The sequence below is a fragment of the Escherichia sp. WS2035 genome, assembly GCF_046487065.1.
GTDB classification, from domain to species: Bacteria; Pseudomonadota; Gammaproteobacteria; order Enterobacterales; family Enterobacteriaceae; genus Escherichia; species Escherichia coli.
Map to the genome: position 1 here is coordinate 1 of NZ_JBJQKD010000001.1, position 20,894 is coordinate 20,894.

The following is a 20,894-nucleotide window of genomic DNA, read 5'->3' on the forward strand; positions in this document are numbered from 1 at the left end:
GCGGCCTTAGCGCGGTGGTCCCACCTGACCCCATGCCGAACTCAGAAGTGAAACGCCGTAGCGCCGATGGTAGTGTGGGGTCTCCCCATGCGAGAGTAGGGAACTGCCAGGTATCAAATTAAGCAGTAAGCCGGTCATAAAACCGGTGGTTGTAAAAGAATTCGGTGGAGCGGTAGTTCAGTCGGTTAGAATACCTGCCTGTCACGCAGGGGGTCGCGGGTTCGAGTCCCGTCCGTTCCGCCACTTACTAAGAAGCCTCGAGTTAACGCTCGAGGTTTTTTTTCGTTTGTATTTCTATTATTGCCAAAATCGCAAAAATCCTCTGCGTTTTACGCCATTTTTCCGCAACAGTCTGAAGCCCATAATCACCTCAGTTAACGAAAATAGCATTAAAAGAGGCATATTATGGCTATCCCTGCATTTGGTTTAGGCACTTTCCGTCTGAAAGACGACGTTGTTATTTCATCTGTGAAAACGGCGCTTGAACTTGATTATCGCGCAATTGATACCGCACAAATCTATGATAACGAAGCCGCAGTAGGTCAGGCGATTGCAGAAAGTGGCGTGCCACGTCATGAACTCCACATCACCACTAAAATCTGGATTGAAAATCTCAGCAAAGACAAATTGATCCCGAGTCTGAAAGAGAGCCTGCAAAAATTGCGTACCGATTATGTTGATCTGACGCTAATCCACTGGCCGTCACCAAACGATGAAGTCTCTGTTGAAGAGTTTATGCAGGCGCTGCTGGAAGCCAAAAAACAAGGGCTGACGCGTGAGATCGGTATTTCCAACTTTACGATCCCATTGATGGAAAAAGCGATTGCTGCTGTTGGCGCTGAAAACATCGCTACTAACCAGATTGAACTCTCTCCTTATCTGCAAAACCGTAAAGTGGTCGCTTGGGCTAAACAGCACAGTATCCATATTACTTCCTATATGACGCTGGCGTATGGCAAGGCACTGAAAGATGAGGTTATTGCTCGTATTGCAGCTAAACACAATGCGACTCCGGCTCAAGTGATTCTGGCGTGGGCTATGGGGGAAGGTTACTCAGTAATTCCTTCTTCTACTAAACGTGAAAACCTGGAGAGTAATCTTAAGGCACAAAATTTACAGCTTGATGCCGAAGATAAAAAAGCGATCGCCGCACTGGATTGCAACGACCGCCTGGTTAGCCCGGAAGGTCTGGCTCCTGAATGGGATTAAGCCTCTCTGACAGCTCCTCCGGGAGCTGTTTTTACATGCTCGCTAAGGAAATCGATAAAAGCCCGGATGCGCGTACTTACCGCACGGTCGCTGTAATAGACTGCACTGAATGGCATTTCTACTGGCAACACTTTATCTGCTATTAACTCCACCAATTCTCCGCGAGCGATTTCTTTGTCGATCATGTAGTCGGACAAACACGCAATCCCGTTGCCACTCAGGCAAAGCTGTTTCAGTGTTTCCCCACTATTGGATGACAAACCGTACTTAACCTCATGTAATTGTCCATCGCTACAGGCTATCGGCCAGGTATTGAGGGAAGCGGGTTCAGTGAATCCCAGGCAAATATGTTGCTTTAAATCGTCGATCGTTTCTGGCTTCCCGTAGCGGGAAATATAATCGGGGGAGGCGATAATTTTTCGATAACTGTTAAATAGCGGCCTGGCACGTAAGCTGGAATCCGTTAACGTACCGGCGCGTATCGCGACATCCACTTTTCTTTCGATCAAATTAATAATCGTTTCGGAGGAGACTAGCGATAAAGTGACTTCCGGATAGCGTTCACGAAAAGGCTTAATCAACGGCATCAGAAAGTGCAGCACCACTGGAGTTGCGGCATCGATCCGTAACAGTCCACGCGGTGTATTACGCGTCTCCATAATTTCTGATTCTGCCGCTGCCATCTCCTGCAAAATTGACTGTACGCGACGAAAATAACGCTCGCCTTCTTCCGTCAGGCTAAGTTGCCGCGTGGTCCGATTAAGCAGGCTAACGCCAAGTTTCATCTCCAGCTTTTTCACCGCCCGGCTTACCGCTGAGTTTGCTTGCCCTAATTGTTCCGCTGCCCGGCTAAAGCTGCCGCTTTCGACGACTGAAACAAAAATGGCGAGTTCTTCCGACGTGGCTTTCATTTTTGCTCCTGTTGCAAAATAGAAGAGATATTTTGAATTTATTTGTCATTAAACCATCAGGATGCGAGATATGCCATCCGATTTAATGTTCTCAATAATGAGCAAAATCCTGACCGGTGTAAGCACTTGCTTACATAACAATATACAATTGCTCGTTGAAAGAGTGAGCTAAAATCCCTATAACAGTAGAACCCTCCCGAGTGCGGAAGGGTTGACGTGATAGAGGTTTCAAAGTCAAAAGTGCGAAAAAACACCTATGCCATGCGCTATGTTGCCGGACAACCTGCGGAAAGGATCTTACCGCCGGGGTCTTTTGCGAGCATCGGCCAGGCATTACCACCTGGAGAACCGTTAAGTACCGAAGAGCGTATTCGGATCCTGGTGTGGAACATATACAAACAGCAACGCGCTGAATGGTTGTCGGTATTAAAGAACTACGGCAAAGATGCACATCTGGTGTTATTGCAGGAAGCGCAGACAACGCCAGAGTTAGTACAGTTTGCGACTGCTAACTATCTTGCCGCCGATCAGGTACCCGCTTTCGTGCTGCCACAACATCCTTCTGGCGTAATGACCCTTTCGGCGGCACATCCAGTGTATTGCTGCCCGTTACGTGAACGAGAACCCATTTTGCGTCTGGCGAAGTCGGCACTGGTGACGGTCTATCCGTTACCTGACACCCGCCTGTTGATGGTGGTTAATATACACGCCGTCAACTTCAGTCTGGGCGTGGATGTCTATAGTAAGCAGTTACTTCCTATTGGCGATCAGATAGCTCACCACAGTGGCCCGGTCATTATGGCGGGAGATTTCAATGCCTGGAGCCGTAGAAGGATGAACGCGTTATATCGCTTTGCGCGGGAAATGTCGCTGCGCCAGGTGCGTTTTACCGATGATCAGCGCCGTCGGGCGTTTGGTCGCCCGCTCGATTTTGTTTTCTACCGTGGTCTGAACGTCAGCGAAGCTTCTGTACTGGTTACGCGCGCGTCCGATCACAATCCGCTACTCGTTGAATTCAGTCCCGGCAAGCCTGATAAATAAGGTATGTCAGGTCTGCCACAGGGCAGACCAACGTTTGGCGCTGCCCTTTTATACTCAAATAACAAAAGGACAGCGCAATGACAACACAATCCCACCATGACCACGTAGAAAAGCAGTTTAGCTCTCAAGCCAGCGAATATCTGACCAGTACCGTACATGCATCCGGACAAGATTTACAGCGTCTGGCGGTGCGTCTGGCTGATTATCCTGATGCAAGTGTACTTGATATGGGCTGCGGAGCAGGGCATGCCAGCTTTGTCGCTGCGCAAAACGTGAGCACGGTGGTGGCGTATGACTTATCTGCCCATATGCTGGATGTCGTGGCACAAGCTGCCGAAGCCCGGCAACTGAAAAATATCACCACCCGCCAGGGTTATGTCGAAAGCCTGCCATTTGCCGATAACGCATTTGATATTGTTATCAGCCGTTATTCTGCCCATCATTGGCATGATGTTGGTGCAGCATTGCGTGAAGTGAACCGGGTATTGAAACCCGGTGGTCTGCTGATTGTGATGGACGTAATGTCTCCGGGTCACCCAGTGCGCGACATCTGGTTACAGACGGTAGAAGCATTACGCGATACATCTCACATACGGAACCACGCCAGCGGTGAGTGGTTGACGTTAATCAGTGAAGCCAATCTGATAGTTGATAATTTAATTACAGATAAGTTACCGCTGGAATTTTCTTCATGGGTAGCGAGAATGCGTACGCCAGAAGCGTTAGTAGACGCTATTCGCATTTACCAACAGAGCGCATCGACAGAGGTGAAAACGTATTTTGCCTTGCAGAATGATGGCTCTTTCACCAGTGATATCATCATGCTAGAAGCACATAAAGCGGCATAAATAAAAAAGGCACCGGGGGAATCGGTGCCTTTTTTATTATCTGGTTTGTCAGGAATCTGGCATGTTGTTGTTTTTCACAAACAACGTCAGCTTATCGCCTGGTTGCAGATTCGCAGTGTCGCTGTTCCAGCGCATTACATCTTTGATGTTCACGCCGTGGCGTTTAGCAATGCTTGAAAGCGAATCGCCTTTGCGCACACGATACGTAATGCTATCGCTGTTGTTTGCCAGTCGCTGTGCGCTACTGCCTGCACCAATCGTCAAACTTTGGCCTGGCTTCAGCTTAGATCCGCGCAGTTTGTTCCACTGCTGCAAATCTTTGGTGCTTACGCCGAGACGTGAAGCGATACTTGAAAGCGTGTCGCCAGAGCGTACGGTGTAAACACGGCTGTTAAGTGGCGTATTGTCGGCAACCAGCGTCGACTGTACAGCAGCAATTTCGCCTGAAGCCAGAGATTCACGCAGTTGATCTGCATGCTTCTTTGGCACCATCACGTACTGCGGACCACTTGCGCCCAGCGTGGAGCCTTTCACGCCTGCGTTGAATGTCTTCAGCTTGCTGACGGAAATCCCCGCCATATCTGCAACCTTCGCCATTTCAACCGGGCTGCTCAGGTGCACACGTGCCAGAGCACGGCTTTCATCGGTCGTTGGCAGACGTACGCCATAACGCTTGCTGTTTTTGAGAATATCACTCAATGCCAGCATTTTAGGCACGTACTGCTTCGTTTCCTGCGGCAACGGTAACGACCAGAAGTCCGTGGATTTCCCACGCGCTTTGTTCGTTTTAATTGCCTTCATGACCCGACCTTCGCCGCTGTTATAAGCCGCTACGGTCAGAAGCCAGTCGCCGTCAAACATCTTGTTCAGACGCTGCATCATGTTCAGCGCGGCAGTTGTTGAAGCAACAACATCGCGACGCGCGTCATAATTGCGGGTCTGTTTCAAACCATAATTGCGCCCCGTGCTCGGAATGATCTGCCAGATGCCCGCGGCATTGGCGCCAGACGTTGCGTGAGGATCAAAAGCGCTCTCCACTATGGGTAGTAGTACCAGTTCCATAGGCATGTTACGTTTTTTAACTTGCCCGGCTATCCAGTACATATACGGCTCTGCCCGTAAAGTTACATCGTGGAGATAGCTCTTATTGCGTAAATATTTCTGTTTCTGTTCGCGAATCCGGTCGTTTTCCGGAATTCCCATCTTTAGCTCGTCGCCAATGAAAGCCCACAAGTCACCATCTGGCGCGATAGACGTCCCATCGTCCATCCATCGTGCCTGACTTGTAAACTTTGCTGCTTCCCCTTGACCAGCTGCAGAAAGGCTCTGTGCGTGCTGTTGAACGTTGCCGGTGCTCTGGCAACCCACGAGCAGGACAGAGGCGAGTAATATCGCTTTTGCCTTCATGTGTGTGTCAATAGTTGCTTAAAAGACGACCGATCATAACGGCGAACGGAGCCGATGACAAGAAAGTTTTATCAGAACCTATCTTTCTTTGACCTTAACCATGCAAAACGTTCTTCAGGTTGTTGCAATAATGTTTCTTCATTAATTACATTAATTAAATCAATATCTTCCGTTCTTAAAAAAACATTAATTTGCCGCTCATTTTTCAGAATTACGGGTAGTGTTATTTGATTTTTTGCCCGTAACTCCTTAACTTTACGATAATAATCATTTATGGACAAATCGTGCGGAAGAATACTCAAAGCAAACTTCATATTTGATAAGGTATATTCATGAGCACAACATACCAATGTGTCGTCAGGTAACGCACTTAACTTTCTAAGTGATTGATACATTTGTGATGGTGTCCCTTCAAACAACCGACCACACCCACCAGAAAACAGCGTGTCGCCGCAAAATAGATAAGGTTTACTGAAGTAACAGATATGTCCTAAAGTGTGACCCGGTGTGGCAATTACACTAAATTCATGCCCCAAAACGAAGGCAGTTTCGCCATCTTTGACTACCTGTGTTGTTCCCTTATCTTGTGTCTCTTGTGGTCCATACACCACAATTTGCGGAAACTTTTCCACCAGTTCTTTTACGCCGCCAACGTGATCGTGGTGATGGTGGGTGAGAAATATGGCCTCCGGTTGCCAGTTATTGGCGGAAATGGCGTTTAATACTGGCTCTGCGTCCCCGGGATCGACAATCAGACAGCGACCTGCTTCATCATTCAAAACCCAGATGTAATTGTCATCAAAGGCGGGAATACTGTTAAGATTCATAGATTACCTCTCAGTGTGAAACGGAAGGTTGTGATGAAACCGGCAAGAGTCCCTCAAACTGTCGTGGCTCCTGATTGCTGGGGCGATTTGCCCTGGGGAGAGCTTTATCGCAAGGCGCTGGAGCGTCAGCTCAACCCGTGGTTCACTAAAATGTATGGTTTTCATCTGCTTAAGATTGGCAATTTAAGCGCAGAAATCAATTGCGAAGCGTGCGCGGTTTCTCATCAAGTGAATGTTTCTGCGCAAGGAATGCCCGTCCAGGTGCAGGCGGCCCCACTTCATCTTCCTTTTGCCGATAAATCCGTTGATGTTTGTCTACTGGCACATACATTGCCGTGGTGCACTGATCCGCATCGTTTATTGCGTGAAGCCGATCGGGTACTGATTGATGATGGTTGGCTGGTGATTAGTGGCTTCAATCCCATCAGTTTAATGGGATTACGCAAACTTGTGCCGGTATTGCGCAAAACATCGCCCTATAACAGCCGGATGTTTACTCTGATGCGGCAGCTGGACTGGCTCTCTTTGTTGAATTTTGAAGTGCTACACGCCAGCCGTTTCCACGTTCTCCCGTGGAACAAACACGGAGGAAAACTATTGAATGCGCATATTCCTGCGCTTGGTTGCTTACAACTTATTGTTGCCCGGAAACGGACTATTCCTTTAACGCTAAATCCGATGAAACAGAGCAAGAATAAACCGCGAATTCGCCAGGCGGTTGGTGCCACCCGGCAATGTCGTAAACCACAGGCTTAAACTTCGACTTGATAGCCTGTATCTTCCAGTGTGGGATTCATTGCCGCAGCACGAGCCAGTTCATCACAGCGTTCGTTTTCCGGGTGTCCGGCATGGCCTTTAACCCATTCCCATTTGATTTGATGCTGCCCCAGAGCAGCATCAAGACGTTGCCAGAGATCGACATTTTTTACTGGTTTTTTGTCTGCTGTTTTCCAGCCACGTTTTTTCCAGTTATGGATCCACTGGGTGATACCCTGGCGGACATACTGGCTGTCGGTACTCAAAATGACTTTGCAATGTTCTTTTAACGCCTCCAGCGCGACAATAGCGGCCATCAACTCCATACGGTTGTTGGTGGTGCGGGTGTAGCCAGCGCTAAAGGTTTTCTCGCGTCCGCGATAGCGTAAAATAGCGCCGTAACCCCCAGGTCCAGGATTACCCAGACACGAACCATCGGTGAAAATTTCTACCTGTTTAAGCATCTCTGGTAGACTTCCTGTAATTGAATCGAACTGTAAAACGACAAGTCTGACATAAATGACCGCTATGAGCACTGCAATTACACGCCAGATCGTTCTCGATACTGAAACCACCGGTATGAACCAGATTGGTGCGCACTATGAAGGCCACAAGATCATTGAGATTGGTGCCGTTGAAGTGGTGAACCGTCGCCTGACGGGCAATAACTTCCATGTTTATCTCAAACCCGATCGGCTGGTGGATCCGGAAGCCTTTGGCGTACATGGTATTGCCGATGAATTTTTGCTCGATAAGCCCACGTTTGCCGAGGTAGCCGATGAGTTCATGGACTATATCCGCGGCGCGGAGTTGGTGATCCATAACGCAGCGTTTGATATCGGCTTTATGGACTACGAGTTTTCGTTGCTTAAGCGCGATATTCCGAAGACCAATACCTTCTGTAAGGTCACCGATAGCCTTGCGGTGGCGAGGAAAATGTTTCCCGGTAAACGCAACAGCCTCGATGCGTTATGTGCCCGCTACGAAATAGATAACAGTAAACGAACGCTGCATGGGGCATTACTCGATGCCCAGATCCTTGCGGAAGTTTATCTGGCGATGACCGGTGGTCAAACGTCGATGGCTTTTGCGATGGAAGGAGAGACACAACAGCAACAAGGTGAAACAACAATTCAGCGCATTGTGCGTCAGGCAAGTAAGTTACGCGTTGTTTTTGCGACAGATGAAGAGCTTGCAGCACATGAAGCCCGTCTTGATCTGGTGCAGAAGAAGGGCGGAACCTGCCTCTGGCGGGCATAAATACCTGTAAAAGGCGCTAAAAATAGCGACTTGGGCGATTTTTGCAGCAAACGATTCAAAAGATGAGAAAAACCGTTGACGAAGGGTGAGGCAATCCGTAATATTCGCCTCGTTCCCAACGGAACACAACGCGGAGCGGTAGTTCAGTCGGTTAGAATACCTGCCTGTCACGCAGGGGGTCGCGGGTTCGAGTCCCGTCCGTTCCGCCAATATTCAGAAAGCCCGAATCATTACTGATTCGGGATTTCGTCGTTTAAGTTCCAGAGAAAAATAGCCACGAAACTTATCTCGTAGCCATATTCACCCTCTAACGAAATGTGAACTCATCCGCATCCTGCCATGCCGGAAACTTTTCTCTATATTCCCGCAATGCCATCATCGATAGCTCCGCATCAATGCGCGTTGCCTGATGCGCGTCGGCAGTAGCGATAATCTCGCCTTGTGGATTAATCACCCGGCTGTCACCGCGATAATGGCAGCCGTTGCCATCGCTGCCGACGCGATTACATCCCGCTACATACGCCTGATTCTCAATCGCGCGGGCTGTCAGTAATGCCTGCCAGTGCAGAGAGCGCGGTGCAGGCCAGTTGGCAACGTAGATGGCGAGGTCATAATCGTTGAGATTGCGCGACCACACCGGAAAACGTAAGTCGTAGCACACCAGCGGTAAAATACGCCAGCCGCGCCATTCCACAATCACTCGCTCATTGCCTGCTTTATAATGCAGATGCTCATCTGCCATGCGGAACAGATGACGCTTATCATAAAAATGTACCGTGCCGCCCGGCTCAACCAGCAAAAAGCGGTTAACCGAATCAGACTCCGTTTGTAATGCAACACTGCCTGCAATCAGCGCATTGCACTGCTGCGCTTTAGCGGTCATCCAGTTCACTACGTCATCTTGTGCTAGCGACGAAGCTGCCGCTTCCATGGCAAAGCCGCTGGTAAACATCTCCGGTAGAACGATCACATCGCGCCCGGTAATACCTTCCAGTTGACGATCAAAATGGCGCAGGTTGGCAGGACCATCCATCCACACCAGTGGTTGCTGCAAAAGCGTAATCTTCAAACCAGGCACGGTGTACAACTCCTTTATGCGAAGGGTTTTATAACTCTAACACCTTATCAGGCAGTTGCCTTAGCGCAGAATAAATTGATAACAAATGCTGATATTGGAAATATCTGATTTGCAAATTATCGTGTTATCGCCAGGCTTTAGGGAGTTAATCACATGGGCAGGATAAGCCCGGGAGGAATGATGTTTAAGGCAATAACGACAGTCGCCGCTCTGGTCATCGCCACCAGTGCAATGGCGCAGGATGATTTAACCATTAGCAGTCTTGCAAAGGGCGAAACCACCAAAGCGGCGTTTAATCAGATGGTGCAAGGGCATAAGCTGCCTGCCTGGGTGATGAAAGGCGGTACTTATACTCCCGCACAAACCGTGACATTGGGAGATGAGACGTATCAGGTGATGAGCGCGTGCAAACCTCATGACTGTGGCTCGCAACGTATCGCTGTGATGTGGTCCGAGAAATCTAATCAGATGACGGGGCTGTTCTCGACTATTGATGAGAAAACGTCGCAAGAGAAACTCACCTGGCTGAATGTGAATGATGCGCTTTCGATTGATGGCAAAACGGTGCTGTTCGCGGCGTTGACCGGCAGCCTGGAAAACCATCCGGATGGCTTTAATTTTAAATAATTAGCCGATAAAAAAACGGAGCCTTTCGGCTCCGTTATTCAATTACGCGGCTTCAACTTTCCGCACTTTCTCCGGCAACTTTACCGGCTTCGTCGCCAGCTCTTCTGGATCAAAGTCATCAACGTTAATACTACGCAGACGGCTTTCTTCAGCTTTCACCAGAATAGCGGCTTCATCTTTATCAATCAGCCCCTTCGTCAGCGCGTTGTGCGCCAGTTCATCCAGACGGGTAAATGGCAGATTTTTACCCAGCTCTTTACAGATCCGCTGATGAATCGGGTCGGCGGCAATCACATCCACCAACGCCTCTTCCAGTAAACCAACCGGGTTATGCTCGCTTGGAGTCAGGTACTGACCGCGACCAATACGTGAACGGGTGGCATTCGGCACTTGTAAAATCTTCGCCACCTTATGATCCAGCTTGTCAGACGGTGCCAGATAATGACGTCCGGTCGGGAAGATCACCACATTCAGCAGCCCGGCAACCACGCGGTTCGGGAAGTTTTGCAGTAAATCGTCCATCGCCTGTTCTGCCTGATACAGCGCATCCTGTACGCCCCAGTGCACCAGCGGCAGGTCGGCTTCATTACGGCCTTCGTCGTCATAACGCTTCAGAACGGCAGAGGCGAGGTAAAGCTGGCTTAAAATATCCCCCAGACGGGCTGAGATGCGCTCACGACGTTTCAGGCTGCCGCCCAGCACCGCCATCGAGACATCAGAAAGCAGGGCGAGGTTGGCGCTCAGGCGGTTCAGGTGCTGATAGTAGCGTTTAGTGGCATCGCCGGTTGGCGTGCTGCTGGTTAAACCGCGCGTCAGGCCCAGCCAGAAGCTGCGAACTTTGTTGCTACCGACGTGACCGATATGTTTGAACAGCAGTTTATCGAACGCGTTTACGTCATTGTTCTTCGCCGCTTCCATCTCTTCCAGCACGTACGGATGGCAACGAATCGCCCCCTGACCGAAGATCATCATGCTACGGGTCAGAATATTTGCCCCTTCAACGGTGATGGCAATCGGTGCCCCCTGGTAAGCACGGGCCAGGAAGTTGCTCTGCCCGAGCATAATGCCTTTACCCCCGGTGATATCCATTGCGTCGATAATCGATTGCTGCCCGCGGTGGGTACAGTGATACTTAACGATAGCCGACAGCACGGCGGGTTTTTCACCGAGCATAATGCCGTAGGTAATCAGCGATGCCGCAGCATCCATCACGTAGGCGTTCCCGGCAATACGCGCCAGCGGCTCTTCAATCCCTTCCATCTTACCAATAGAAATTTTGAACTGACGGCGAATGTGCGCATACGCACCCGTTGCCAGCGCTACCGATTTCACGCCGCCGGTTGAGTTGGAAGGCAGGGTGATGCCGCGGCCTACCGAGAGGCACTCCACCAGCATCCGCCAGCCTTGCCCGGCCATTTTCGGCCCGCCGATGATGTAATCGATCGGCACGAACACATCTTTACCGCGCGTCGGTCCGTTCTGGAACGGTACGTTCAGCGGGAAGTGGCGACGACCAATTTCCACGCCCGGCGTGGTGGTCGGGATCAGCGCACAGGTAATACCTAAATCTTCTGCACCGCCGAGTAATTTCTCCGGGTCGGAGAGTTTAAACGCCAGACCCAGCACGGTCGCAATCGGTGCCAGCGTAATGTAGCGTTTGTTCCAGGTCAGACGCATCCCCAGCACCTGCTGGCCCTGCCATTCGCCCATGCAGACAATCCCGGTATCCGGAATCGCGCCCGCATCGGAACCCGCTTCGGGGCTGGTCAGTGCAAAGCAAGGGATCTCCTGACCACGCGCCAGACGCGGCAGATAGTGATTTTTCTGCTCGTCAGTGCCGTAATGTTGCAGCAGCTCGCCCGGGCCTAATGAGTTCGGCACGCCGACGGTAATTGCCAGGATCCCGCTCACGCCGGAGAGTTTTTGCAGCACACGAGACTGGGCATAAGCCGAGAACTCCAGCCCGCCGTACTCTTTTTTGATGATCATCGCGAAGAAACGATGCTCTTTAAGGTACGCCCACAACTCCGGCGGCAGGTCCGCCAGCTCATGAGTAATCTGGAAATCATTCGCCATCCGGCAGGCTTCTTCTACCGGACCGTCGAGAAACGCTTGCTCTTCAGCGGTCAGGCGCGGCTGCGGATAGTTATGCAGCTTTTTCCAGTCCGGCTTGCCCTGGAACAAGTCGCCCTCCCACCAGGTGGTGCCCGCATCAATCGCTTCTTTCTCAGTGCGCGACATCGGCGGCATCACCTTACGGAAACCGCGAAATACCGGTGCGGAAATCATCGACTTACGCATAGGCGCAAAGTTAAATGGCACGAGGATAATGGCCAGAGGCACTAGTACCCACGCCGACCACAGACCCGCAACGCCGAGGGCGGCTGTCCAGGCGAGCAAAATCAGACTGCTGATAAATAAGCTCACGCGGTGATAGAACAACGCGCCGAGCAGGACAACCGTAGCGAGAATACTCAAAATCATCATAACGAAAAGCCCCTTACTTGTAGGAGGTCTGACCACTTGTGATGATATGGTTGTAGTGGATGTAAAAACATTTAGCAATGCGTTTACAATATAATTACAACAAAGCTCACATTGTTGCTGTTTTTATCCGCACTTCAGGTCAAAAAGTCCTGGTCATAGCACCTGCCCGTACTTCTCGCTTTTGGCGGTATCCGGTACACTGCATTTTGTCTATTACATTTATGCTGAAGGATATCCTCATGTACCAGGATCTTATTCGTAATGAACTGAACGAAGCGGCGGAAACGCTGGCTAACTTTTTAAAAGATGACGCCAATATTCACGCCATTCAGCGCGCGGCGGTCCTGTTAGCAGACAGCTTTAAAGCCGGTGGCAAAGTGCTTTCCTGTGGCAACGGCGGCTCCCATTGCGACGCCATGCACTTTGCCGAAGAGTTGACCGGTCGCTACCGTGAAAACCGTCCGGGCTACCCGGCGATTGCCATTTCTGACGTTAGTCATATTTCCTGCGTCGGTAACGATTTTGGTTTCAATGATATTTTCTCCCGTTACGTTGAAGCGGTAGGTCGCGAAGGCGATGTACTGCTGGGGATCTCCACCTCCGGTAACTCTGCAAACGTGATCAAAGCGATCGCGGCGGCGCGTGAGAAGGGGATGAAAGTGATCACCCTGACCGGTAAAGACGGCGGCAAAATGGCTGGCACGGCGGATATCGAAATTCGCGTACCGCACTTTGGTTATGCCGACCGCATTCAGGAGATCCACATTAAAGTGATCCATATCCTGATCCAGTTAATTGAAAAAGAGATGGTTAAGTAAGTCTGGCGTAGGCCGGATAAGGCGTTTACGCCGCATCCGGCATTTGTGCTCTGATGCCTGATGCGACGCTGACGCGTCTTATCATGCCTACAATCTGCACCCGAACCGTAGGCCGAATAATGCGTTCACGCCACATCCGACCTGAAAATTCTTAAATCAATCTTCGCCGGGGGCCATGCGCTCCCGCTGTTGTGGAGGTTACCCATGTGCGAATTGCTCGGGATGAGTGCCAACGTCCCTACCGATATCTGCTTTAGTTTCACCGGACTTGTACAGCGTGGTGGTGGAACCGGGCCACATAAAGATGGCTGGGGCATTACCTTTTACGAAGGTAAAGGCTGTCGCACATTTAAAGATCCGCAACCCAGCTTTAATTCCCCCATCGCCAAACTTGTCCAGGACTACCCGATAAAATCCTGTTCGGTGGTGGCTCATATTCGCCAGGCTAATCGGGGCGAGGTGGCGCTGGAAAATACTCACCCGTTTACCCGCGAGTTATGGGGGCGTAACTGGACTTATGCCCATAATGGACAACTGACGGGCTACAAATCACTGGAAACCGGCAACTTCCGCCCGGTCGGTGAAACCGATAGCGAAAAAGCCTTTTGCTGGCTCCTGCATAAATTAACGCAGCGTTACCCGCGCACACCGGGCAACATGGCGGCAGTGTTTAAATATATCGCCTCACTGGCGGATGAACTGCGGCAGAAGGGCGTTTTCAACATGCTGCTTTCTGACGGGCGCTATGTAATGGCGTATTGCTCGACTAATTTACACTGGATCACCCGCCGCGCGCCGTTTGGCGTGGCAACGTTGCTGGATCAGGATGTGGAAATCGACTTCAGCTCGCAGACCACACCGAATGATGTGGTCACGGTGATTGCGACACAGCCGCTGACGGGCAATGAAACCTGGCAAAAGATTATGCCAGGTGAATGGCGCTTATTTTGCCTCGGGGAGCGTGTAGTTTGATGCCAGTTGTGGCTGCACAACTTCGTGGCTTAACGGCTTGCTGACCACGTAACGGCCATTGACCACAGAAACGGTCGGTGGCTTACGGGTTTGCTCAAAGTAGTCGTAGCCCGGCTTCAGTTGCTCCCAGAAGTCCTTAAAGTTGGAATATTTATGGCGCTTCATATTGGCGTCGGTCATGCGGAACGGATAAATACTCACTTGCACGCTCGGCTGACCAAACACCAGCGCACCAGTAACGAACTGGAAGATCTCATCAATACCCTGATTGGTCATCGCGTAGCAGCCGATGGAAACACAATCGCCGTGAATCATCAGGTATTTCCCTTCATAACCATGCGCACGGTCATAGGCGTTTGGGAATCCAATATTAATCGCTTTGTAGTAACGGCTGTCTGGTTTTAACTGATTACGCTGGACGCTATAAAACCCTTCCGGGCTTTTGAAATCGCCCTGACGCTGTTTTGGCCCTAAGCCGCCGGAATATTTACAGATTTTATAGCTGTCGAGCAGTTGATATTGCTCGCCCATTTTGACGTAGAGATCGAGCGTACGTTCTTCCTTGAAGATCTGGATGTAGACAGGGGATCCCATCAACTGCTGCTTATACTCTTTGCTCACTGGCGTGGTCGAGCTACTGCTGCCCAGCAAACCGGCAAACGAAACGCATGGGATCAACAACATCGCAAGAATTAATGCGATTTTACGCATACTGCTTATTCCTTGATAAAACGGTTACACACGCCAGGACGGCAAAATGAATCCCAAATCGGAATAGTCTGGATTTGGAAGGCTCACATTATCACCAAAAGAGTTTTACGCAAGCCTGTCGGCGCAGGGTTTACAAATTTAGCACAGGTGCAGTTTTCAAGAGTCCGAAAAGCGCATGGATTGTAGATTTATTTCTTATTTCCTAAGATTATGAAACCGCAATAGTAATATGCAAATAAGCAATTAATAATCCCGTTTACTCCTCCGGTCTTTTAAAATTCTCACCTTCATTCAGCTGGTTTATGTCCTTCATGTCTTCGTTCTTGCACGGCAGATTTCTGCATCCAGGCGTGTTTTCGTTATGCGTTTTGCTCCCTTTACTCGCCAGCGCCACCACATCACATATCTCTTTTAGCTACGCCGCCCGCCAGCGGATGCAAAACCGTGCGCGTTTATTAAAACAGTACCAAACCCATCTGAAAAAGCAGGCCAGCTATATTGTGGAAGGCAATGCTAAAAGCAGAAGGGCGCTGCGCCAGCATAATCGGGAGCAGATAAAACAGCATCCAGAATGGTTTCCTGCGCCGCTCAAGGCGAACGACAGACGCTGGCAGGCGCTGGCGGAAAACAATCATTTCCTCAGCAGCAACCACCTGCATAACATCACCGAAGTGGCGATTCACCGCCTGGAACAGCAACTTGGCAAGCCTTATGTCTGGGGGGGCACGCGGCCTGATAAAGGTTTCGACTGTAGCGGGTTGGTTTTTTATGCCTACAACAAGATCCTTGAGGCTAAGCTCCCGCGCACGGCCAATGAGATGTACCACTACCGTCGGGCAACGATTGTGGCGAATAACGACCTGCGCCGGGGAGATTTGCTGTTTTTCCATATCCACAGCCGTGAGATAGCCGACCATATGGGCGTATATCTTGGAGACGGTCAGTTTATCGAGTCACCGCGCACCGGGGAAACCATTCGGGTAAGTCGGTTAGCTGAACCTTTCTGGCAGGATCATTTTTTGGGCGCGCGGCGGATTTTGACGGAAGAGACGATTTTGTAGGCCGGATAAGGCGTTCACGCCGCATCCGGCGGTTGTGTACCGGTGCCTGATGCGACGCTACGCGTCTTATCATGCCTATAAATCTGTGCATTTTTTGCGAGCCGCTTTCCCGATTTAACACAACATCATTGCCGACTTTTCCTTTTCTTCTTACCGTTGAGAAAAAGGAGTCGTTATGTCTGAATATCGTCGTTATTACATCAAGGGGGGAACCTGGTTTTTCACGGTAAATTTACAGAATCGTCGAAACCAACTTTTGACCACCCAGTTTCAGACGCTCCGTAACGCTATTATTAACGTTAAGCGAGACAGACCTTTTGAAATTAACGCTTGGGTAGTTTTGCCGGAGCATATGCATTGCATATGGACATTACCTGAAGGCGATGATGATTTTTCCTCGCGCTGGCGGGAAATTAAAAAGCAATTTACCCATGCTTGTGGATTGAAAAATATCTGGCAACCGCGTTTTTGGGAGCATGCCATTCGCAATACCCAAGACTATCGCCATCATGTTGATTATATTTATATAAATCCAGTAAAACATGGTTGGGTAAAGCAAGTGAGTGATTGGCCATTCTCAACGTTTCATCGCGATGTCGCGCGAGGGTTATATCCCATCGATTGGGCGGAGGACGTAACGGATTTTAGTGCTGGGGAGCGTATCATTTTATAGCTGTGCGCCGATGCCTGATGCGACGCAGATGCGTCTTATCATGCCGACAAAACCGCGCTCACCCGTAGGCCGGATAAGGCGTTCACGCCGCATCCGGCAGTTGTGCACCGGTGCCAGATGCGCCGCTACGCGTCTTATCATGCCGACAAAACCGTGCTCACCCGTAGGCCGGATAAGGCGTTCACGCCGCATCCGGCAATATGCACCGATGCCGGATGCCTACATCAACGCCCCCATTATCTTCAACTCCAGCTCATCCGGCACTTCGTTATACGACAGCACATGCAGCCCCGGCGCAAACAACCTTGCGTAGCGCGCCAGCAAGGGGCGCAGTTGCGGCGGCACCAGCAGCACCGGATCTTTCCCCGCCGCTTTCATCTGCTCCTTCACCTGAGGCATCGTGCTCTGGAACTGGTTGAGCATATTCGGGTCCACTGGCACGCTATCAAGCATCACTTTCCCGCCCTGTTGCGCCTGATTCACCACGTTGGTCAGCAGATTTTCCAGCTCATTATTCAGCGTATACACCGTCAGCTCCTGCTTGCGAACGAACGGATGGGTAATGCTGCGCCGCAGCGCCAGGCGCACATCTGCCGCCAGCAGAATATGATCTTTGGTCACCGCACTACTGGCGACCAGCACGGTGGCGATGGTGACGATATCGCGCAGGGAAACGCCTTCAGTCAGTAGCGCCCGGTACACTTTCAGCAACTGGCTGTAATTGAGTGCCGCGCTCAAATCTTCCGCCAGTCGCGGTGCCATCGACGACAAACGGTTATGCAGCTGCGTAATATCGTCATAGTTAAAGAGGTCAGGAATATAGCTGCGCACAATCTTATTCACATGGGTGGCAATCACGCTGGCGCTGTCGATCACCTGATACCCCATATTCAGCGCCTTCGCTTTCTGCGCGGGTTGAATCCAGGTGACCGGCATCCCGTACGCCGGGTCATTCCCCAGTACGCCGTCAATCTCGCCGTAGGTTTCGCTGGAGGGCAGGGCCATCAGTTTATCCGCCGGAATATCCGCTTCATCAGCCTTAATGCCGTTGATGAAAATGGCGTACTGGCTGGGCTTGAGGCGGAAGTTTTCCCGAATACGGATCTCCGGCAGCAGAACTCCGTTACCGTCGGATATCACCTGCCGTACACCGCGAATCCGCTGGGTGAGCGGATTACCCTGCGCTTTATCCACCAGCGCCACCAGTTTGTAGCCGAGGCTTAAACTGATAGGTTCGATCAGCGGAATAGTTTCCCAACTGACCTGTTGCTCGCTGGTTTCTGTCATCGTACGGGTTAGCGTTTCGAGGCTTTTCTCTTCCGCCTCCGCCGCTTGCGGGCGCTTGCTCATCCGCCAGCCGGTAAAACCAAGCAGGGCGCTGAACATCAGGAACGGGAAATGCGGCATTCCCGGCACCACCGCCAGCACGAACATAATTCCAGTGGCGGTGTAGAGAACCGACGGGCTTGCCAGCAACTGATTACGCACGTCATGGGCGATATCGCCGTTGTCGCTGACGCGGGTGACGATAATCGCCGCCGCGGTGGAGAGCAGCAGGGAAGGGATCTGCGCCACCAGGCCGTCGCCGATGGTCATCAACACATATTGCTGGAAGGCAGCATCGGCGCTCAGGTTGTATTTGAAGATCCCAATACAGACGCCGCCGATCAGGTTGATCGCCAGAATCATCATCCCGGCGATGGCATCCCCGCGCACAAACTTCGATGCCCCGTCCATCGCGCCGTAAAAATCGGCCTCGCTGGCAACATCTTTGCGCCGGGTCTGCGCCTGTGCCTGGTTGATCAACCCGGCATTAAGATCGGCGTCAATTGCCATCTGTTTGCCGGGCATCGCGTCCAGGGTAAAGCGGGCAGAAACCTCGGAAATACGCTCGGCCCCTTTGGTGACGACGATAAAGTTGATGATCATCAGGATGATAAACACCACGAAACCGACGACAAAGTTGCCGCCGATCACCACCTGACCAAACGACTCTATCACCTTACCCGCCGCGCCCGCGCCGAGATGCCCGTGCAACAGCACCACGCGCGTAGAGGCGACGTTAAGCGTCAGGCGCATTAAGGTGGTGATCAGCAAAATGGTCGGGAACAGGCTGAATTCCAGCGGTCGTTTCGCCGACACCGCCACCAGCAGTACCATCACCGCCAGCACAATGTTGAAGGTGAACAGAATATCCAGCAGCGCAGGCGGCAGCGGCAGAATAACCATCGCCAGAATACACAGTATGACCAGCGGCACGCCGAGATTGCCGCCGCGCAGCAGCGCAAGGAACGATTTAGTTGTTTTCGCCATCCAGTTTAAGCACCTCTTTGGGAATGGAAATATGTCTGTTCAGGGCCGGGCGCGGCTGTGCGCCCTCGCGCCAGTGTTTCATTTGCAGGACGTAGGTCAGAACGTGGGCGATGGCCCGGTAAAGCTGAAACGGAATTTGCTGGTTCACCTGGGTGGTGTAGTAAACCGAGCGTGCCAGCCGCGGGAACTCGACCACTTCCACCTGATTCTCCGTGGCGACCTGGCGAATATAGAGGGCGATTTCATCGGTGCCTTTTGCCACCACAAACGGCGCGGCGGCGCGCGACTGGTCATACTGTAACGCCACGGCGTAGTGGGTCGGGTTGGTGATCACCACGTTGGCTTTCGGCACCACTTTGCGGATTTGCCCCATCGCCAGTTGCCGTTGCAGTCGCCGCACACGCGCCTTCACTTCCGGCTTACCTTCCTGATTTTTGTACTCTTCTTTCAGCTCCTGTTTGGTCATCTTCAGCCCTTTGGTGAACAGGGCTTTCGCCAGCGGCACGTCGATAAGCGCGAAGAAGATAAACAGAATGACAAAGTTGCGCATCACGCTGGCGTAGAGCGATAAACCGTCATTTATCGCCAGTTTGAACGGCAGCGCCTGCAGGCTGAGAAAGGCGGCAAAGTTATTGCGCAGGCTTACCCACAGCATCACCAGCACCACCACAGACTTCACCGTCATCTTTCCCGTTTCCGCCAGATGTTCACTGGAAAACAGCCGCCCAATGCCTTTTAACGGACTGATTTTGCTGAAATCCGGGAGGATTTTTTTTGGCAGAAACAGCCAGCCGCCGGGCACCAGCGAAGAGAGCAGCGCGGCAGCAGGCATCGGCAGCAAGGTGAGGATAAACTTGCCGAGAATTAACAGGTGATGGCGCAGAAACTGGCCGATCACCTGCGGGTTATTAATCTCCTGCGCATACTGATGCACGCTGATAAAGCTCTCGCGCACAAAATCGGCATACCACGGAAAACTGCTGGAGATCACCACAAACGCCGCAAACAGGCTCGCCGCCAGCCCCATATCCTTCGAGCGCGGCAGTTGCCCCTCTTCACGCGCTTTACGCAGCTTTTGCGCCGAGGGTTTCTCTGTTTTTTCTTCGCTGCTGCTATCCGCCATAGTGACCTTTCAGCGCGTCGAGTTGTTGTAAGACAAAATTCGCCAGATGCAGATAGTGATCCGGCAGGTTGTAGAGCAGGGTGGCAAAACAGACCAGCCCCGCCAGCATGTTGATCGGAAAGCCAAGAGAAAAAAGGTTCAGCGGCGGCGCAATACGGTTGAGCAAGCCAAAGCAGCCCTGCACAATCAGCATGATAAAAGTGGTCGGCAGCGCCAGCAGCGATGCCGACGCCAGCACCCAGCTAAAGGCCAGCGCGATGGTACGCAGGGTTTGCGGATGCAGGGCGTTGCCAATCGGCCAGTAGGTGAAGCCCTTGTACAACACGCTTACCAGCAGCAGATGCCCGTCCATGGCAAAAAACAGCAGGATCGCGTAGACGTTGATTAGCTCCGCCAGCACGGTGGTCGATGCGCCGCTGCTCGGGTCGTTCATCACCGCCATGCTCATCCCCATATTGAACGAGAGAATTTGCCCGGCCAGTTGTAGCGCCAGAAACAAAAACTGAAACATCAGCCCGAATAACATGCCCCATAAAATTTGCTCCACCGTCAGGATCAGGCTGTTGAGCGATAGCAGATTGTGGGGAATGGGATGGGGGATCAACGGCGTGATGATGATCGCCAGCGCCAGCGACAAAATAATCCGCACGCGCGCGGTCAGGGCGCTGTTATCCAGCACCGGCATATAGCGCAGAAACGCCATAATGCGCACGAAGGGAAACCACAGCCCCAGCGCCAGATCCATCAGTTGCGTAACGTCGCTTGTGCGCAT

At 51.5% G+C, this 20,894-nt stretch carries 20 protein-coding genes, 2 tRNA genes and 1 rRNA gene; 13 read left to right on the forward strand and 10 right to left on the reverse strand.

Annotation, left to right across the window (positions count from 1 at the left end; all coding sequences use genetic code 11):
* The 3 genes from rrf to dkgB all read left to right on the forward strand — a co-directional run.
* Positions 1-112 (forward strand): 5S ribosomal RNA (rrf, locus tag ACJHX4_RS00005); the annotation flags it as partial.
* Between the two features lie 54 nt (positions 113-166).
* Positions 167-243: transfer RNA gene (locus tag ACJHX4_RS00010), tRNA-Asp, on the forward strand.
* Between the two features lie 162 nt (positions 244-405).
* A complete protein-coding gene (dkgB, locus tag ACJHX4_RS00015) occupies positions 406-1,209 on the forward strand; it encodes a 2,5-didehydrogluconate reductase DkgB (protein WP_000997013.1) in 804 nt (267 codons plus the stop codon).
* Here dkgB and yafC read toward each other — a convergent pair.
* The gene (gene yafC / locus ACJHX4_RS00020) at positions 1,206-2,120 is read right to left on the reverse strand and encodes a DNA-binding transcriptional regulator YafC (RefSeq protein WP_000648564.1); all 915 of its coding nucleotides are present in this window, start codon (positions 2,118-2,120) and stop codon (positions 1,206-1,208) included. The two genes, dkgB and yafC, sit on opposite strands and share 4 nt — an antisense overlap.
* 240 nt (positions 2,121-2,360) lie before the next feature.
* Between yafC and ACJHX4_RS00025 the strand changes: the two genes are divergently transcribed.
* Positions 2,361-3,161, forward strand: a complete 801-nt coding sequence (locus ACJHX4_RS00025) for an endonuclease/exonuclease/phosphatase family protein (RefSeq protein ID WP_001230983.1) — start codon at positions 2,361-2,363, stop codon at positions 3,159-3,161.
* A 77-nt stretch (positions 3,162-3,238) separates the two neighbouring features.
* Positions 3,239-4,009: a class I SAM-dependent methyltransferase gene (locus ACJHX4_RS00030; protein WP_000211691.1), complete on the forward strand. Its 771-nt coding sequence runs from the start codon at positions 3,239-3,241 to the stop codon at positions 4,007-4,009.
* Positions 4,010-4,057: 48 nt separating this feature from the next.
* Here ACJHX4_RS00030 and mltD read toward each other — a convergent pair whose 3' ends face one another.
* Together mltD and gloB are read right to left on the reverse strand one after the other, a co-directional pair.
* Entirely contained in the window at positions 4,058-5,416 is a 1,359-nt protein-coding gene (gene mltD / locus ACJHX4_RS00035; RefSeq protein ID WP_000644685.1) for a murein transglycosylase D, read from the reverse strand.
* Positions 5,417-5,487: 71 nt separating this feature from the next.
* Entirely contained in the window at positions 5,488-6,243 is a 756-nt protein-coding gene (gloB, locus tag ACJHX4_RS00040) for a hydroxyacylglutathione hydrolase (protein WP_001052747.1), read from the reverse strand.
* A gap of 33 nt (positions 6,244-6,276) precedes the next feature.
* Between gloB and ACJHX4_RS00045 the strand changes: the two genes are divergently transcribed.
* On the forward strand, positions 6,277-6,999 hold the full coding sequence (locus tag ACJHX4_RS00045) for a class I SAM-dependent methyltransferase (RefSeq protein ID WP_001531410.1): 723 nt from the start codon (positions 6,277-6,279) through the stop codon (positions 6,997-6,999).
* On the opposite strand, the gene rnhA is transcribed toward ACJHX4_RS00045, so the two are convergent.
* Positions 6,996-7,463, reverse strand: a complete 468-nt coding sequence (gene rnhA, locus ACJHX4_RS00050; RefSeq protein ID WP_000917890.1) for a ribonuclease HI — start codon at positions 7,461-7,463, stop codon at positions 6,996-6,998. The two genes, ACJHX4_RS00045 and rnhA, sit on opposite strands and share 4 nt — an antisense overlap.
* Positions 7,464-7,527: 64 nt before the next feature.
* Here rnhA and dnaQ point away from each other — a divergent pair, with 64 nt between their 5' ends.
* Positions 7,528-8,259 (forward strand): DNA polymerase III subunit epsilon, encoded by a 732-nt coding sequence (gene dnaQ / locus ACJHX4_RS00055; RefSeq protein WP_001385210.1) that lies wholly within the window; start codon positions 7,528-7,530, stop codon positions 8,257-8,259.
* Between the two features lie 132 nt (positions 8,260-8,391).
* Positions 8,392-8,468, forward strand: a tRNA-Asp gene (locus ACJHX4_RS00060).
* Positions 8,469-8,566: 98 nt separating this feature from the next.
* Here ACJHX4_RS00060 and yafV read toward each other — a convergent pair.
* A complete protein-coding gene (yafV, locus tag ACJHX4_RS00065) occupies positions 8,567-9,337 on the reverse strand; it encodes a 2-oxoglutaramate amidase (RefSeq protein ID WP_001118016.1) in 771 nt (256 codons plus the stop codon).
* A gap of 180 nt (positions 9,338-9,517) precedes the next feature.
* Between yafV and ivy the strand changes: the two genes are divergently transcribed.
* Positions 9,518-9,964, forward strand: a complete 447-nt coding sequence (gene ivy, locus ACJHX4_RS00070) for an Ivy family C-type lysozyme inhibitor (RefSeq protein WP_001308392.1) — start codon at positions 9,518-9,520, stop codon at positions 9,962-9,964.
* A 42-nt stretch (positions 9,965-10,006) separates the two neighbouring features.
* Here the strand turns inward: ivy and fadE are convergent, their stop codons facing one another.
* On the reverse strand, positions 10,007-12,451 hold the full coding sequence (gene fadE / locus ACJHX4_RS00075; RefSeq protein ID WP_000973095.1) for an acyl-CoA dehydrogenase FadE: 2,445 nt from the start codon (positions 12,449-12,451) through the stop codon (positions 10,007-10,009).
* 239 nt (positions 12,452-12,690) lie between these two features.
* Here fadE and lpcA point away from each other — a divergent pair, with 239 nt between their 5' ends.
* Both lpcA and ACJHX4_RS00085 read left to right on the forward strand, forming a co-directional pair.
* A complete protein-coding gene (gene lpcA, locus ACJHX4_RS00080; protein ID WP_000284050.1) occupies positions 12,691-13,269 on the forward strand; it encodes a D-sedoheptulose 7-phosphate isomerase in 579 nt (192 codons plus the stop codon).
* A gap of 204 nt (positions 13,270-13,473) precedes the next feature.
* The gene (locus ACJHX4_RS00085; RefSeq protein WP_000333380.1) at positions 13,474-14,241 is read left to right on the forward strand and encodes a class II glutamine amidotransferase; all 768 of its coding nucleotides are present in this window, start codon (positions 13,474-13,476) and stop codon (positions 14,239-14,241) included.
* Here ACJHX4_RS00085 and dpaA read toward each other — a convergent pair.
* Positions 14,212-14,952: a peptidoglycan meso-diaminopimelic acid protein amidase gene (gene dpaA, locus ACJHX4_RS00090; protein ID WP_001225679.1), complete on the reverse strand. Its 741-nt coding sequence runs from the start codon at positions 14,950-14,952 to the stop codon at positions 14,212-14,214. The two genes, ACJHX4_RS00085 and dpaA, sit on opposite strands and share 30 nt — an antisense overlap.
* Positions 14,953-15,263: 311 nt before the next feature.
* Between dpaA and ACJHX4_RS00095 the strand changes: the two genes are divergently transcribed.
* Entirely contained in the window at positions 15,264-16,013 is a 750-nt protein-coding gene (locus tag ACJHX4_RS00095; RefSeq protein ID WP_000093933.1) for a C40 family peptidase, read from the forward strand.
* Between the two features lie 175 nt (positions 16,014-16,188).
* A complete protein-coding gene (gene rayT / locus ACJHX4_RS00100) occupies positions 16,189-16,686 on the forward strand; it encodes an REP-associated tyrosine transposase RayT (RefSeq protein ID WP_000006240.1) in 498 nt (165 codons plus the stop codon).
* A gap of 219 nt (positions 16,687-16,905) precedes the next feature.
* Here rayT and flhA read toward each other — a convergent pair whose 3' ends face one another.
* From flhA to fliR, 3 genes are read right to left on the reverse strand one after another with little or no spacing between them, the layout of a single operon-like run.
* Positions 16,906-18,999, reverse strand: a complete 2,094-nt coding sequence (flhA, locus tag ACJHX4_RS00105; RefSeq protein ID WP_001140822.1) for a flagellar biosynthesis protein FlhA — start codon at positions 18,997-18,999, stop codon at positions 16,906-16,908.
* Entirely contained in the window at positions 18,983-20,122 is a 1,140-nt protein-coding gene (flhB, locus tag ACJHX4_RS00110; protein WP_000785669.1) for a flagellar type III secretion system protein FlhB, read from the reverse strand. The genes flhA and flhB overlap by 17 nt, the downstream gene beginning before the upstream one ends.
* Complete coding sequence (gene fliR / locus ACJHX4_RS00115) at positions 20,112-20,894, reverse strand: flagellar biosynthetic protein FliR (RefSeq protein ID WP_001260499.1); 783 nt, start codon at positions 20,892-20,894, stop codon at positions 20,112-20,114. The genes flhB and fliR overlap by 11 nt, the downstream gene beginning before the upstream one ends.

Excerpts from the sequence above, each read along its gene's own strand:
- lpcA (WP_000284050.1), top strand. The coding sequence starts at position 12,691 with ATGTACCAGGATCTTATTCGTAATGAACTGAACGAAGCGGCGGAAACG.
- flhB (WP_000785669.1), bottom strand. The coding sequence starts at position 20,122 with ATGGCGGATAGCAGCAGCGAAGAAAAAACAGAGAAACCCTCGGCGCAA.
- flhA (WP_001140822.1), bottom strand. The coding sequence starts at position 18,999 with ATGGCGAAAACAACTAAATCGTTCCTTGCGCTGCTGCGCGGCGGCAAT.
- ACJHX4_RS00085 (WP_000333380.1), top strand. The coding sequence starts at position 13,474 with ATGTGCGAATTGCTCGGGATGAGTGCCAACGTCCCTACCGATATCTGC.
- ACJHX4_RS00095 (WP_000093933.1), top strand. The coding sequence starts at position 15,264 with ATGTCTTCGTTCTTGCACGGCAGATTTCTGCATCCAGGCGTGTTTTCG.
- ACJHX4_RS00045 (WP_001531410.1), top strand. The coding sequence starts at position 6,277 with ATGAAACCGGCAAGAGTCCCTCAAACTGTCGTGGCTCCTGATTGCTGG.
- ACJHX4_RS00030 (WP_000211691.1), top strand. The coding sequence starts at position 3,239 with ATGACAACACAATCCCACCATGACCACGTAGAAAAGCAGTTTAGCTCT.
- yafC (WP_000648564.1), bottom strand. The coding sequence starts at position 2,120 with ATGAAAGCCACGTCGGAAGAACTCGCCATTTTTGTTTCAGTCGTCGAA.
- dkgB (WP_000997013.1), top strand. The coding sequence starts at position 406 with ATGGCTATCCCTGCATTTGGTTTAGGCACTTTCCGTCTGAAAGACGAC.
- dpaA (WP_001225679.1), bottom strand. The coding sequence starts at position 14,952 with ATGCGTAAAATCGCATTAATTCTTGCGATGTTGTTGATCCCATGCGTT.
- dnaQ (WP_001385210.1), top strand. The coding sequence starts at position 7,528 with ATGAGCACTGCAATTACACGCCAGATCGTTCTCGATACTGAAACCACC.
- rayT (WP_000006240.1), top strand. The coding sequence starts at position 16,189 with ATGTCTGAATATCGTCGTTATTACATCAAGGGGGGAACCTGGTTTTTC.
- ivy (WP_001308392.1), top strand. The coding sequence starts at position 9,518 with ATGTTTAAGGCAATAACGACAGTCGCCGCTCTGGTCATCGCCACCAGT.
- fliR (WP_001260499.1), bottom strand. The coding sequence starts at position 20,894 with ATGCGCACAAGCGACGTTACGCAACTGATGGATCTGGCGCTGGGGCTG.
- gloB (WP_001052747.1), bottom strand. The coding sequence starts at position 6,243 with ATGAATCTTAACAGTATTCCCGCCTTTGATGACAATTACATCTGGGTT.
- rnhA (WP_000917890.1), bottom strand. The coding sequence starts at position 7,463 with ATGCTTAAACAGGTAGAAATTTTCACCGATGGTTCGTGTCTGGGTAAT.
- fadE (WP_000973095.1), bottom strand. The coding sequence starts at position 12,451 with ATGATGATTTTGAGTATTCTCGCTACGGTTGTCCTGCTCGGCGCGTTG.
- mltD (WP_000644685.1), bottom strand. The coding sequence starts at position 5,416 with ATGAAGGCAAAAGCGATATTACTCGCCTCTGTCCTGCTCGTGGGTTGC.